15 protein-coding genes are annotated in these 12,727 nt (G+C 62.6%); 5 read left to right on the top strand and 10 right to left on the bottom strand.

Annotated elements, in window-relative coordinates; all coding sequences use genetic code 11:
- Positions 1-19 precede the first annotated feature (19 nt).
- On the bottom strand, positions 20-559 hold the full coding sequence (locus GV819_RS18055) for a cytochrome b (RefSeq protein ID WP_161757408.1): 540 nt from the start codon (positions 557-559) through the stop codon (positions 20-22).
- On the bottom strand, positions 556-1,641 hold the full coding sequence (locus GV819_RS18050) for a catalase family peroxidase (RefSeq protein WP_161757407.1): 1,086 nt from the start codon (positions 1,639-1,641) through the stop codon (positions 556-558). The genes GV819_RS18055 and GV819_RS18050 overlap by 4 nt, the downstream gene beginning before the upstream one ends.
- Before the next feature lie 222 nt (positions 1,642-1,863).
- Between GV819_RS18050 and GV819_RS18045 the strand changes: the two genes are divergently transcribed.
- A complete protein-coding gene (locus tag GV819_RS18045; protein WP_161757406.1) occupies positions 1,864-2,370 on the top strand; it encodes an RNA polymerase sigma factor in 507 nt (168 codons plus the stop codon).
- Positions 2,367-3,092 (top strand): anti-sigma factor family protein, encoded by a 726-nt coding sequence (locus GV819_RS18040; protein ID WP_161757405.1) that lies wholly within the window; start codon positions 2,367-2,369, stop codon positions 3,090-3,092. The genes GV819_RS18045 and GV819_RS18040 overlap by 4 nt, the downstream gene beginning before the upstream one ends.
- 12 nt (positions 3,093-3,104) lie before the next feature.
- On the opposite strand, the gene GV819_RS18035 is transcribed toward GV819_RS18040, so the two are convergent.
- From GV819_RS18035 to GV819_RS18000, 8 genes are all read right to left on the bottom strand, one after another.
- A complete protein-coding gene (locus tag GV819_RS18035) occupies positions 3,105-4,082 on the bottom strand; it encodes a Csu type fimbrial protein (RefSeq protein ID WP_161757404.1) in 978 nt (325 codons plus the stop codon).
- Positions 4,083-4,126: 44 nt separating this feature from the next.
- The gene (locus GV819_RS18030) at positions 4,127-6,484 is read right to left on the bottom strand and encodes a fimbria/pilus outer membrane usher protein (RefSeq protein ID WP_161757403.1); all 2,358 of its coding nucleotides are present in this window, start codon (positions 6,482-6,484) and stop codon (positions 4,127-4,129) included.
- Between the two features lie 131 nt (positions 6,485-6,615).
- Positions 6,616-7,407: a fimbrial biogenesis chaperone gene (locus tag GV819_RS18025; protein ID WP_161757402.1), complete on the bottom strand. Its 792-nt coding sequence runs from the start codon at positions 7,405-7,407 to the stop codon at positions 6,616-6,618.
- 46 nt (positions 7,408-7,453) lie between these two features.
- Positions 7,454-7,954: a Csu type fimbrial protein gene (locus tag GV819_RS18020; protein ID WP_161757401.1), complete on the bottom strand. Its 501-nt coding sequence runs from the start codon at positions 7,952-7,954 to the stop codon at positions 7,454-7,456.
- Between the two features lie 4 nt (positions 7,955-7,958).
- Complete coding sequence (locus GV819_RS18015; protein ID WP_161757400.1) at positions 7,959-8,495, bottom strand: Csu type fimbrial protein; 537 nt, start codon at positions 8,493-8,495, stop codon at positions 7,959-7,961.
- 87 nt (positions 8,496-8,582) lie between these two features.
- Entirely contained in the window at positions 8,583-9,119 is a 537-nt protein-coding gene (locus GV819_RS18010; protein ID WP_161757399.1) for a Csu type fimbrial protein, read from the bottom strand.
- A 20-nt stretch (positions 9,120-9,139) separates the two neighbouring features.
- On the bottom strand, positions 9,140-9,679 hold the full coding sequence (locus GV819_RS18005; protein WP_161757536.1) for a Csu type fimbrial protein: 540 nt from the start codon (positions 9,677-9,679) through the stop codon (positions 9,140-9,142).
- A 103-nt stretch (positions 9,680-9,782) separates the two neighbouring features.
- Positions 9,783-10,283: a Csu type fimbrial protein gene (locus GV819_RS18000; protein ID WP_178124917.1), complete on the bottom strand. Its 501-nt coding sequence runs from the start codon at positions 10,281-10,283 to the stop codon at positions 9,783-9,785.
- 240 nt (positions 10,284-10,523) lie between these two features.
- On the opposite strand from GV819_RS18000, the gene zapE reads away from it, so the two are divergent.
- The 3 genes from zapE to GV819_RS17985 are packed head-to-tail and all read left to right on the top strand — an operon-like array spanning position 10,524 to position 12,669.
- Positions 10,524-11,642 (top strand): cell division protein ZapE, encoded by a 1,119-nt coding sequence (gene zapE / locus GV819_RS17995; RefSeq protein WP_161757397.1) that lies wholly within the window; start codon positions 10,524-10,526, stop codon positions 11,640-11,642.
- Positions 11,643-11,693: 51 nt separating this feature from the next.
- Positions 11,694-12,308, top strand: a complete 615-nt coding sequence (locus GV819_RS17990) for a hypothetical protein (protein WP_161757396.1) — start codon at positions 11,694-11,696, stop codon at positions 12,306-12,308.
- The gene (locus tag GV819_RS17985; RefSeq protein WP_161757395.1) at positions 12,295-12,669 is read left to right on the top strand and encodes a hypothetical protein; all 375 of its coding nucleotides are present in this window, start codon (positions 12,295-12,297) and stop codon (positions 12,667-12,669) included. Before GV819_RS17990 ends, GV819_RS17985 begins: the two co-directional genes overlap by 14 nt.
- Positions 12,670-12,727 lie beyond the last annotated feature (58 nt).

Raw genomic sequence — 12,727 nt, 5'->3', positions numbered from 1 at the left:
ACACTCGCACAAGAGGGCTTCAGTCCCGGCCCCGCAACATGCTCTGCAATACGCCATCGCGGCGGATCCAGGCATGGAACAGCGCGGCCGCCAAGTGCAGCAATACCGTCAGGAACAATAGATACGCCAGGTAACCATGAGCCTTGCGCAAGACTGCGAACACCTGGGCATTGGCTGGCAGGATCGATGGCAGTTGCAACGAACTGCCGAGCATCACCGGATCACCGGCCGCCGAAATCATCGCCCAACCCAGCAGCGGCAGGCTCAGCATCAAGGCGTACAACAAGACATGGGAAGCCTTGGCGGCCAGCACCTGCCAGCCCGGCAAATTCGCCGGCAACGGCGGTTGCCGGGTGGAAAAGCGCACCAACAGGCGTATCACCACCAACAACAGAATGGCAATGCCCAGGGGTTTGTGCAGGTGGATCAGCCACTCATGGCGCTCGGACACCGAAGCCACCATCCCGGCACCGATAAACAGCATGGCAATGATCATCAGCGCCATCAGCCAATGCAGCAGCCGCGCTAGGGGGGCGAAATGTTCAGTCGGGGTATTCATGGGTGAGGCTCCTGAGCGCTGGGCAATTGGCTGACTTCGCTGGTGCGACGCAGGTAGGAACTGGCGTAGGCAGCAGATCGCGCCGCCAACAGCGGATCATCAGAAGCCTGGATACCACTGGGCAGGATCAAGGGGTCGTAGTTGATGTCCCGGCACTCGCCGCTGTCCTGTGCCTGGCGGCTTTGCAGGACCAGGGTCCCGGCGTTGATCACTGGGCGATCCGCCGGCCAGGCCTTGCTTGCATCGTTGGTCGGGTCCCCTGGCGCTGCCAGGGTGATCTGCAAGCGCCAACGCAAAGGACCGGCCGCCAGGCGTCGAAGCAGATCCTGCTCCAGGTAATCGGCGCCCAGCGCGGCACCGTCAACAGCCTCGGCATCCCGTGCTTCGGGAACTACGCCCCAACGCACCGCCTGATGCTGACCGCTGGCATTGACCAGATAGAACGCATTGATCCCGTTGTAACTTTCGCTGGCGTAGCTGGCCGAAGGCTTCGCGCTCTTGACCCATTGCAGGAATGGCGTCGCCTCGGGATGAGCGGCAAAGAACGCCGGTACCTTGCTCGGGTCCGGTTTACCCGTGGCCGGATCAGGGGAGCTGGCTTGCTGCAGTTGATAGAAGGCCTCGGGGCTGCCCACCGGAAATACCGGCATGCTGTTCATCCCGGTACGCCACTGCTGACCGTTGGCCTGGAGAAAGCGCAACGCCAGGCTGCGGATCGGCACACTGCTGTCGGGCGCATAGGGATTGCCGCTGGGCAGGGCAAAACGCCCCACTACCGGTGTACGCGCCTCACTGAACACCTGTGCCGAGGAATAGGCACGGGCTTCGCCGCTGCTCTGGAAGTAGCCGATGACGCACACCCCCTTGGCGTGATTGCGGCGAAACCCAGGGTGTACCCCGTTGTTGGTTTCCAGCACATCCACCAAGGCGCTCGGGGTCAGGCGCTGAGGATCGAAACTGCCGCGCACATAGGCCAGCGCTGCGGCTGCGGCTGCGACGACCAGGACGATCGCCGCCAAGCGCAAGGTCAGGCTGGCGGCGCTCAAGGGTGGGCGCTCGGGCGGCGATAAAGGGGCAACCATGACAATCTCCAGTACGCGAAGCCACAAGGGCAAGGACCTGTCAGACGCAGCCCATCGAAGGTTATTCCACGGCCCTGGATTTATTTTCATGGCGCTGGAATAACCTGCCATGGCGCGCGTCTTCCTAGTCCAAAGCCCAGGCTCTGGATGAAAACTGTCCGGTCTTCGCTCGGCAAGTTTGCCTACAGAACCTGATAACCGGCCCAGCACCTGCAGGACCTCATGAACGATTGCGATGAACAGCTACGCCTGCTGATCCCCCGACTCAGGCGCTTTGCCTTATCCCTGACGCGCCAGCCCAGCAGCGCCGACGATCTGGTGCAGTCCTGCCTGGAACGCGCCCTGTCGAGTTGGCGCCACAAACGCCCCGAAGGCGATCTGCGCGCCTGGCTGTTTTCCATCCTCTACCGGCAGTTTCTCGACGCCCATCGGCGTGCCCGGCGCTATGCGCGCATGCTGGAGTTCTTCTCTGGACGCGACGACTCACAGCCGTCAGTGGAGCGCACCGTGGTTGCCCAATCGACCCTGGAAGCCTTTGGCCGCCTGAGTACCGAACAGCGCGCCCTGTTGCTCTGGATCTCGGTGGAAGGCCTGAGCTACAAGGAGGTCGCAGAGATTCTCCAGGTGCCCACCGGCACCGTGATGTCCCGTCTATCCCGGGCCCGCCAAGCATTGCGGCAACTCAGCGAAGGCGAAATCAACAGCCCCTCTTTACGGATACTCAAATGATCAGCCTGCCCCCCAGCGACAGCGACCTGCACGCCTACGTCGACCACCAGCTCAGCGAGGCGGACCGCCGGGTGCTACACAGTTACCTGGCCAACCACCCGGAAGTAGCCGCCAAGGTCCAGGCCTGGCAGCAGGATGCCCAGCAACTGCGAGCGGCCCTGGGCGGTGCCTTGCTGCAGCCGGCCAACCCGGCGCTGGACCCTGGGTTGCTCCGTGTACGCCACCAACAACGGGCCTTGCGCCGCCTGGCCAGTGCCGCGGCATTGATCGCAGCGCTCGGCGTGGGCGGCCTGAGCGGCTGGCAGGCTCGAGAACTGACGCTGGTCGGCAACAGCATGCCGCCGATGACAGACGCACTGCAGGCCTATCGCCTGTTCGCCCAGCAAGGCATCCTCCCGGCGGATTTCAAGGTGCAGGACAACGCGCCCATGCAGGCCTGGCTGGATCGTTACTTCACCCAGGCCAGCCCACTACCGGACTTGCAGAGCGCTGGCTTCAAAGCCGTCAGCGGACGGCTGCTGAGCACCGAACAAGGGCCCGCGGCGATGGTCCTGTACGAGGACCGCGAGGGACGCAAAGTCAGCTTCTACATCCGCCCGCCGGGGCCGCAGAACAACTTGCTGCCCCGTGGCAGCAGGCGTGACGGCGAGTTGCAGACGCAGTACTGGTCCGGCCAAGGCTACAACTACGCCATGGTTGGCCCTGCTGGGATTCCCCTGTAGCCACTGCTGCCATCAGAACCCGACATCCAGTACCACGTTGTCTAGATAGGTACCCGCAGGCGGCGTGCTCTGGTCGGTGTAGATCTTGGCGTTGTAGTTGAAGATCTGGCTGCCAGTGCCCAGGCCGTTACCCGGGTTCACTTCGGCATCGGTACTGGAGCGCCTGGCAGTCCCGACACTGCCCCAGCGAGTGGTGCCGGCGCTCTTGAAGATGTCGTAGGCCAGGTAATTGCTGCCGGAAATCATCTGTCGGCGTCCCCCCGTGCTCACCGGATGCTGGCCATCGCTCAAGCCCACGGTGTAGGCACTGCCCTTGGTACAGGCCAGGTTGATGGTCTGCCCGGTGACCGGGACGAAGGCGCTGATCACCGGGGCGCTGCCGAAGCTGATGTTCGGTGCCGTGATCACACAATCGTTGGACACCGTCATATTGACGGTGAGGCTCTGGGTGCCGCTGCCGATATCCCGCCCCAGGCACGCGCCCAGGAGGCCGATCCCGTCGCAATAGTTCCAGCTCCAGAGGATGCTCAGGTTCTCGGTGTAGACCCCCGCCGCGACATTGCTGCCGATGAGGGTGCTCATGTAGATCGGCACCGTCTTGGGGATGGTAGGGCTGTTCAACAGGCCCAGGGCATCGATGATCGAATTGCGCGCAAAGTCGAATGCCGTACCCCGGGTGATGGGATAGCTGGTGCTGTTGTTGGCATACAGGGTGTAGCTGATGACGTCCCCCGTAGGCCCGACCATGCCGCTGGTGCTGGAGGTGATGGTGGCATAGAAGTGGTCGTTGCTGGCCAATACGCTCAGCAGCGAACCGGTGCAACTCAACCCGGCGTTGGTGGTGGACGCCGATTGCGAGGTGGTGCGCACCAGGATCGAACTGACCGTGCCAAACCCCGCCGGCGCGGTGCTGACCGTGCTGCATCCAGCCTGGGCCGGTATCGACAGCACGCTCGCCAACAACCCCAGTATTGCTTGTCGCCATCCCATGAGCCTGCCCACGTCTTGCACTCCTTTGCCTCGTGATACCGCGACTACTGACAGACCAGCGGGCCAATCAGTGGCACCTGCTGCTGTTGCAGATCCATGTCGAACTGCGCCTGGCAATCCTTGCCATCCGCCAGGCTGACCTCCAGGGTGTTATGCGCCGACAGGTTTTCCAGATAGACCAGGCCATCCCAACCGACCACCGCACGTGTCCCGCTCTGCTGGTGGGTCACGGTGCTGCCCAGGGGCAGCTCGCGTTGCTGGGCGTCCACCAGGACCACGCTGGCGGCAATGATCCGCGACAGGGGAAACTCCAGCAGGTAGCCGCTGCCGCGACGTACCGCGACCCGCTGCTCGACATTCGGGCTCTGCACGTTCGCCGGCAGGTTCAGTGGATCGATCTCGTATTTGCCCCGGTAATAGGCGCTGCTCCAGGGCACCAGCAAGTGACCGTTCTGGTCGGTCTGGCCCACCAGCTGGTTTTCATAGCGCACCGGAATGTCCTTGTAGCCATTCGTGCTGACCACCACGAAGGCATCGTCGATGCGGTTGGCGGCGAATACCTGATGGTCCATCCACACCAGCGAGCCGCTGGCATCAGCCCAGCGCGTCTCAGCATCGCTGGTGCCATAGACCCCTGCTTGCAGGCGCACCGACTGCAAACGCCAGGTCGCATCGGCCTGGCGATAGTCCGCGCCATTGCCGGTGGCATAACCGAGGTTGTAGCCGACCCCACCTTCAAGGGGTACCGAGCGACTGAAATTGACCCGCTGGCGGTTTTCCCCGGTCTTGCTGCGTTCGTTGCTCAGGCTCAGGCTGCCGTACAGATCGAAGGGGATCACCAGCTGCGCTTGCAGGGCCCACTGGCTATCGCCGATTTCCCGGTTGGCCGACAGGTAGAAGCTGCTGCTGCGCCACAGCGGCTTGCTCCAGGTCAGGTTCAACAACCGGGTACGGGTCGAGTCGGCGGCGCGCACATCGAAATAACCGGCCCCCAGGCTGCCATAGCGCTCCAGGTTGAGGCTCAGGGTCACTTGCTCGCTGCGTTGGCTGAGGCTGGTGTAAGGACTGTCGACCACCGTCAGGTCGGCATACTGATCGCGGCGCTGCACACGCTGGTAGGCAACGCTGTAGCGCTGGCTGCTGTACTGGTAGCCGAAGCTCACCTGCTGGCCACCATTGCCGTCGAAGCGGCTCTGGCTGATGGCCGTATTGAGCACACCAAACTGGCCCAGCCGCAGGTTGCCGCCGACCCCGCCCAGGGTCAGGGAGTCCGAAGCCTCGCCGTGACCTTCCAGGGTCAGGCTGTCGCTCAGGCCATAGCGCAGGCTGCCGGAAGTGACTCCCGGGCCATAGCCAAAATCCCGCAGCGTGTAGTCCCGGCGCAAGGTGCCCGCCGCCACCGAAAAATCCGTCAATCCCTTCTGCAACAGCGTACTGGTGACGTAGAACGGCACCGTGGTCGAGACCTGTCGGCCAAGGGCGTCGGTGGTCACCACCACGGCCTCCCCGGCACCGTTGATAAAGGGAATGTTGGTCAGTGTGTAGGGGCCAGGCTGCAGCTCGGCGCTGCTGGATTTGTAGCCGTTGATGAACAAGTCCACTGAAGACGGCACCGCCGCTTCGCCAGCGAACTGCGGCAACGGGTAAGTCACCAGGTCAGGGCGCACGCTAAAATCCCGGGACAGTTGCACCCCTCCCAGGCGCACCGAGTTGCTCCAGGGCAAGGCGCCACTGATCACATCGCCGGCCTCGTAGGTCAGCAGACGCTCGTCGTCGGAAAAGCGCCAGGTGGTGTCGTAGCGTCGATAACCGTTGTTCAGCGAGGCGCTTTCAACCCCAGACAAGGTCCGCCGGTACTGCCCCGTATTGGACAAGGTGCCCCAGGTGTCGAACAGTCGCACCTCGTTCCACGCCGCCAGGTAGGTGCCACCGTCATCGGTGTCATTGAGGTACAGGTCGTAGTTGAGCAGTGCGCCAAAACTGCTCAGCGACAGGGTGCGTGGATAGGCTTCGCGACTGCCAATGAACTGCTCCGGCAACCAGTCCGGCGGTACTTGCAGAAGCAGCCGCTGGCCTTGGCTGTCGTAATCGCTGTGCAGGCCCTGCAGGCTCTCCAGGTCAACCTCGTTGCCCAACCCTTCCGGCAACTTGATACCGACTTCCCGCAGGCTTTGTGACGACATGAACAGCCGGCCGGCCCGTTGCTCCACCGCCACCACCCGCCCTGTGTCCATCTGATTGATCACCAGCTCCAGAAACAACTGTGCATCGGCCATCGACTCCAGGTTCGCGGGCGGCGGCGGCAGCTCGCCAGCCTGGGAGGGACAGGACAGCAGCAGGCCGCATAGGCCGCTCAATACCCAGTACCAGCACCGAAAACGACGAGCCGGATCCTGGCTCATTGCGGGTTCCAGTCCATCTATGGACATCTCCATCCCAAGGCGAATACGCCACCCCGCTCACATCCGTGCGCATCCCACCTCGACAGCCGCCCTGCGGCCTGTGCCGCACCGCGCGAAAACCCACCTGTAGATCAATGCGCAGGCGCCAGGCTCTGCACCTGCGGCGCCCCATTGACCCGCAATTGCAGAGTCGACTCAGCCGCCAGGGCTTCAGGCGCCGGCCAGCGCATCACCGCTCCGGGCAACACATACCCCAGCAAGCCTGGCGCCAGCGGCCGGGTCTGCCCACCCTGCTTGAGTGCGACATCGGTCAGCCGCGCATGCACCGCCCCCTGGTTGCGCAACTCGAAGAATGGCTTCCCGTCCACCGCCACCTTGCGCCAGCTCAGGTCTGGGACCCCGGCACTCTTGGGATCGCGCTGGCGAGTGGTGTCTGGCTTGCTCCAGAGCCCTGCGCCATAGGCGAACAACGGCACCGAATAACGCATCTGGAAGCGAATGGCCGCGGCACTCTTGGCTCCTTCTTCCGGGGTGATGGGTTTGGCCGAGGGAATCTCGTCGATGATGATCCGGTAGGCCAGTTCCTGGCCCGGCGGTATATCCCGCGTCCGGGTCAGGCGCACCAGTTGCTTCTGACCGGGCTCGATCTTCGCCACCGGCGGGCTGCCGATAACGTCGCGCTGGTTCTGGTATTGATCGGCAAAATCGCTCTGGCTCCAGGCAAACACGCGGATCTGCAGGTTGGCGGTTTCGCTGCCGCGATTTTCCAGCCACAGGGCACTGGCCTGTTGATCCGCCTCCAGTACCGGGTCGATCGGCCAGATCAGCACCGAACTGGCGGCCTGGGCCGTGGACACCCCCAGCAAGAATGCAGTCAGTACTCGATGACCCGTCTTCCACAGGCCCCGCAAAGGTAAATGCATACAACTACTCCTTGTCTGCCTGTCGGCTGGTAATTGACTTGCCCCATCACCACGAGAGCTGCACCTGCAGCACATCGCTGTATGTCCCCCCAGGCTGATTGCCCGGCAACTGCACCTGTCCATAGATCGGCAGGCTGATGTTATTGGCATCGCTGTAGGCCACGGCGACGCTCTGGCTGATGCCCAGGCTCTGACTGTAGGCGGCATCGCTATAAAGTTGATAAGCCACCCGGGCACTGCCGCTATTGAGCTGCATGTGCCGCCCACTGCTGTTGTACTGGCCGCCATCGACCGTCATGTTCAGAGTCACCCCCGGCGTGCACTGCAACTGCACGCCTCCGCTCAGCGCTACCTTCACGGTACTGGTGGACAACGCCGACTGGCTGCCGAACGCCAGGCTGCCGTAGTTGCTGACCCCTCCTACCACCAGGCAACCGGCAGTGATGGTGGCGCTGACCTGGAAGCTCTGGCTGGTGGCCGCCAACACCGACGCCGACCAGACACCCGCGCAAATCAGCGCCAGCAGCCGCCCTCCTTGGCTGGCCATGTCATCAAAACGTCAGTTGCACCGACACCGTATCGGTATAGGTGCCAGCCGGCAGCCCCGCTTTGCCCACCGCCTTGCCATAAAGGTTCACGCTTTGTGCAACCCCGGTGCTGAGTGCCAGGTTGATGACCCCGTTGATCGCCAGAAGCTGGGTGTGAGCCGAATCGGTGTAGAAATCGTAGGGCACGTAGTTGGCAACCCCGTCATACAGGGCACGACCGCCACCGGTAGACTTGCCATCATTGCTGCCAGAGGCGATTTTCAAGATCGGCGAGGTACCGCTGGAACAGAGAATCGACAAGGTCCCTCCCCCTCCCTGCAGTACCTGGGCGTCCATTTCCGTGAACAGGCTGTTGGTGGTACCAAAATTCAGGGCTCCGAAGTTCAAGCCCGTGCTGCCGCCGACGCCGTTGACCTGGCAACTGCTGGTGAGAATCAGCGAAGCGCTGATCTGGCCGGTCACCGTGGTGACCGCATTGGCCTGGTTGACCATGGCCAACCCCAGCAGTGTCAGACCCAGTTTGAATACAAATGCTTGCATGATGCGCCCCCCCTGGCATGCCGCCCGTTAAGCGTGAAGGTCAAGCTGTCCCGACAGGTGTGAGTGCCCCATCCACGGTTATCAACATCAGAAGGTCAGTTGCACCGACACCGTGTCGCTGTAGGTGCCGGCCGGCAGCCCGGCCTTGCCCACCGCCTGGCCGTAGATGTTCACGGTCTGTGCGACCCCGGTACTCGGCGCCAGGTTGATCACCCCGTTGATCGCCACGAGCTGCGAATGCCCCGAGTCGGTGTACAGGTCATAAGGCACGTAGTTGGCCACACCGTCGTAAAGGGCACGGGAGCCACCGGTGGATTTGCCGTCGTTGCTGCCCCCCTGGATGGTCAGTGTTGGCGTGGTACCGCTGGAGCAGAGAATCGACAGCGCCCCGCCACCGCCGCTCAGTACCTGGCCGGTGGCGGTGGTGAACAGGGAGTTGGTGGTACCGAAGTTCAAGGCACCGAAGTTCAGACCGGTGCTGCCACCGACCCCGTTGACCTGACAACTGCTGATGAGAATCAGCGTCGAGGTGATCTGGCCGGTGACGGTGGTAGCCGCATGGACCGTGGAAGCCATGGCCAGTCCCAATAAAGCCCAGCCAATCCTGGATACAAGCGCGTACATGATGTGCATCCTCTCGTGATTTACCAATCCAGCGTGATGGTCAGGGTGTCGGTATAGACCCCTGCCGGAACCGCACGGGTATTCGCGACCACCGAGCCGAACACCGGAATGGGAATCCGGCTGCCGCTGCTCACTGCGAAATTGCGCTGCTGGCCGATGCTGTAGCTGTCGCTACCGGAAGCATCGACGAACAATCGATAGGGAATGGTCTGGCTGCCGTTGCTCAGGCGCCGGGTCGTACCGTCGCCATTGAGGCCGCCATTGATGCTCACCGTGAAACCGGTAACCGACGGATTGCAGGCCACCTGCAACTGGCCTTCGGCGCTGTCGGTGAGGCGGGCCTTGATCGGGGTGACCCAGGTTGGCCCCTGCTGACCGAAGTCGAGCAGGCTCCGGTCGCTGACCGGGCCTGCGGGCGTGCTCCCGGAACCATTGGTCACCTGGCAGCTGGTGCTAATCACCAGGCGCGCCTGGATCTGCCCGCTGATCGCCGCCTGCGCGTCGTCAACCAGCAGACACAGCGAGCCCAGGGCGATGATCGTCCATGTCCTGCCTCTCATTGCAGCCATCCCAGTTCCATCAGGACTCCTACGTGAGCCGTTCACGGTGAACGGTTTTCCCTGCTCTGCCCGGGTCCCCCGCGGCAGCGTTCATGCCCCGTCCTCACCAGGTCAGGGTCACCTTCAATACATCGGAATAACCACCGGCCCGAGGAATCTCGGCCAACGGTTCAATACGTCCGTACAAGGGCAGATCCACCGTGCCGGAATCCGGCACCCGGCCACTGACCGGCACATTCACCGGCAACGGAATGCGCCGGGCCGAATCCTGGTAGAGACGATAAGGGATGGGCTTGCCCACAGCGCTGTTGCTGGCCAGATAACGCACCTCACCGACACCGCCGTGCAGGCCGCCGTCGATGCGCATCTGATAAGGGGTATCCGGGTTGCACTCCAGGCGTGGCTGACGACCGCTGGCCAACGTCGCACCCAGAGGCCCGGCGGCATCATCCAGGCGCGCGGTGCTGCCGAAGTCCAGGGTGCCGAGCTGCTCGATACCCGCCTCGCGCTGCTGCCCCACCAATTGGCAGCCACGCAGCACATCGACCCGGACTTGCACCTGCATATCCGTGGCCCCTGCCGTTGCGCTGAGCAGCGCGCTCATGACTGCCAAACCCTTACATCCATTCAAGGCCTCAATCCTTATGAGGAGCATTCGCTGCAGTCAGGTTAGCAACCGCGGGGGAAACCGCCAGTTACCGTATTAACCGGCCTGCCCGTTGTGAATGACCGTCCATCGCCGCAGCCATGCCTTTTCGAGATCACTGGCCCTTGGGTTTTCTATTGGTTAAATTGTCGCGCCGCTTTTAAGGTAGGCGGCCTGGAATCATCGGGGTAACCACCATTGGCCGCTTTACCGCCAACACCTGCACAGACTCGATCACCCTGGCGGCGCCTGTTCGCCCGTGCCGCGCGCCGCCCGAGCGGCGCCGGTGGCGTGATCCATGACTACTTTCGCCACAAGGCCCAGGACCTGGGATACACCCTGAGCCACAGCCAATTGCGGGTGATCGACTGCATGGCCCGGCAGGCCGACGGCCTGGCGCAAACACCTGGCAAGGCCCAGAGCCTGTACCTGTACGGCGCCGTCGGCCGGGGCAAGAGCTGGTTGCTGGACGGTTTCTTCCGCGCCTTGCCCATCGCCGAGAAACAACGCCTGCATTTCCACGACTTCTTCGCCCAGTTGCACCAGGGCATGTTTCGCCACCAGCACCAGGCCGACGCCCTGGAAGCCACCCTGGATGAACTGCTCAAGCAGTGCCGAGTGCTGTGCTTCGATGAGTTCCATGTCCATGACATCGGCGACGCCATGCTGATCACCCGGTTGTTCAAGGCCCTGTTCAAGCGCGGCGTCACCTTGCTGGTGACCTCCAACTACGCCCCCGAGGGCCTGCTGCCCAACCCGCTGTACCATGCCCGCTTCAAGCCGGTGATCGAACTGATCAACGGGCGCATGCAGGTGATGGAGGTGGGAGGCCCCCACGACTACCGGACCCAGGCCCGCACCCACGATCAGCAGGTCTTCACCCAGGGGCAGTATGTGTGGCCCGGCACCCAGGCCCAGCGCCAGGCCCTGGAGTTGCCCGAGCGCCATGCCGTGGCGGAGCAATTGACAGTGGGTGCCCGGCTGTTGACCGTGCGGCAGGTCCAGCAGCGCAGCATTCGCTTCGAATTCAACGATTTGTGCGAACAGCCCACGGCCGTCATGGACTACCTGGAACTGAGCCGCCGCTTCGACACCTGGATCATCGACGAACTGCCGGAGTTGGGAGAGTGTTCGATTGCCGCCCAGCAGCGCTTCATCAACCTGATTGACGTGCTCTACGACCAGGACAAGCGCCTGCTGCTGATCGGCCAGCGTCCGCTGCACGAGTGCCTCGGCGGCCACGCCATCGACCTGGCCCGCACTCGCAGCCGCCTCGGGCAACTGCAGGAAATCGGTCCCGGGCAGCCACTGGGCTGAGCCGCCGCGGCGTCTGCGTCGCCAACAATCCAAGGATCGGTCGTGATAGACATGTTGCCAGTCACCTTTTTCGAGCTCTTTCACCTGTACCTGAAAAACTCGACGCTCACGAACCCGCACCTGTTTGGGCTGCAGAACTTCTCGCCAGTGGCGCTCGCGGCAGCGGGGTATGAACTGATTGGCGACCCCTGCGACTTGCACTTTTATGAAAAAAGCTACTCGACGGGCTACCAGCGGCGAACGCTGGAGGTGATGTTCAAGTGTTACCGCTTCAACCAGCAGACGATGGGCAGTGGCTTTGCCCTGGCCCCCGGCGCGCGTCTCACCTCCTTGCTCAAATACCAAAAGCGCCTTGCCAAGCAAGACGACAGTCTCTCTTCGAACCTGGCCTTCTATTTTTCGGACGATAAGCAAGAAGGCGCGGTGATCCTCAACGACCGATGCGTCATGCGCTTCAACCAATGGAGCAGAAAAGGCGCCTACATGGTTTCCACCCTGGAGAGCGACTTCAACCCAGCCACCCCGCTGGGGAGAGTCGCAACCGACTCGGTAAAAAACACCTTCAAGCAGCACAGCCTGCAGTTGATGTCGGACGACGCCAGAAATGGCCAGCAACCCGCCGCGTTTCGCAGGCTGGCCAGAGAAATGAACGATGCAATCATTTGATCACGATGCAACCTATCGACTCACGGCCGCTCTGCTCAAAGCCATTCAAAACGGCGAGCGACTGGCGTTATCGGCATGCGCCGTGAGCCCTGCCATTTATGCAGAAATCATCGAGGAGCTGGAGTACTCGGGGCAAAAGGTGACGGAGCTGACGGTCCCGCCTTATCACCTGGCCTTCAAACCCGACGGCAGCGGCCGGGTTCCTCTGGACATTTACCAGACAGAGGCCGATCCCCAGTCAAGGCGAGTGGCTTGCCAGTTATGGTCCGCAGGCGTGAAGACGGATCTCACCCTGATTGCCGACTACTCGGAAAACCACGGGCAAGCCGCCCTGAGATTCAGACTATTGGAGACACAGTGAACCCCAGGTCCCGGCAGCAAAGGCTCAGGCAGGCAGCCAAACCGGCTGATCTCCTTTA

Origin of the sequence: Pseudomonas sp. Fl5BN2, from assembly GCF_009908205.1 — a bacterium.
In the GTDB taxonomy this organism is placed as follows: Bacteria; Pseudomonadota; Gammaproteobacteria; order Pseudomonadales; family Pseudomonadaceae; genus Aquipseudomonas.
Note: the sequence above shows the minus strand (reverse complement) of the source record. Positions and strands in the feature narration are given on the sequence as shown.

Excerpts from the sequence above, each read along its gene's own strand:
- GV819_RS18045 (WP_161757406.1), top strand. The coding sequence starts at position 1,864 with ATGAACGATTGCGATGAACAGCTACGCCTGCTGATCCCCCGACTCAGG.
- GV819_RS18025 (WP_161757402.1), bottom strand. The coding sequence starts at position 7,407 with ATGCATTTACCTTTGCGGGGCCTGTGGAAGACGGGTCATCGAGTACTG.
- GV819_RS18055 (WP_161757408.1), bottom strand. The coding sequence starts at position 559 with ATGAATACCCCGACTGAACATTTCGCCCCCCTAGCGCGGCTGCTGCAT.
- GV819_RS17985 (WP_161757395.1), top strand. The coding sequence starts at position 12,295 with ATGCAATCATTTGATCACGATGCAACCTATCGACTCACGGCCGCTCTG.
- GV819_RS18010 (WP_161757399.1), bottom strand. The coding sequence starts at position 9,119 with ATGTACGCGCTTGTATCCAGGATTGGCTGGGCTTTATTGGGACTGGCC.
- GV819_RS18035 (WP_161757404.1), bottom strand. The coding sequence starts at position 4,082 with ATGGGATGGCGACAAGCAATACTGGGGTTGTTGGCGAGCGTGCTGTCG.
- GV819_RS18005 (WP_161757536.1), bottom strand. The coding sequence starts at position 9,679 with ATGAGAGGCAGGACATGGACGATCATCGCCCTGGGCTCGCTGTGTCTG.
- GV819_RS18050 (WP_161757407.1), bottom strand. The coding sequence starts at position 1,641 with ATGGTTGCCCCTTTATCGCCGCCCGAGCGCCCACCCTTGAGCGCCGCC.
- GV819_RS18020 (WP_161757401.1), bottom strand. The coding sequence starts at position 7,954 with ATGGCCAGCCAAGGAGGGCGGCTGCTGGCGCTGATTTGCGCGGGTGTC.
- GV819_RS18030 (WP_161757403.1), bottom strand. The coding sequence starts at position 6,484 with ATGAGCCAGGATCCGGCTCGTCGTTTTCGGTGCTGGTACTGGGTATTG.
- GV819_RS18015 (WP_161757400.1), bottom strand. The coding sequence starts at position 8,495 with ATGCAAGCATTTGTATTCAAACTGGGTCTGACACTGCTGGGGTTGGCC.
- GV819_RS17990 (WP_161757396.1), top strand. The coding sequence starts at position 11,694 with ATGTTGCCAGTCACCTTTTTCGAGCTCTTTCACCTGTACCTGAAAAAC.
- GV819_RS18040 (WP_161757405.1), top strand. The coding sequence starts at position 2,367 with ATGATCAGCCTGCCCCCCAGCGACAGCGACCTGCACGCCTACGTCGAC.
- GV819_RS18000 (WP_178124917.1), bottom strand. The coding sequence starts at position 10,283 with ATGAGCGCGCTGCTCAGCGCAACGGCAGGGGCCACGGATATGCAGGTG.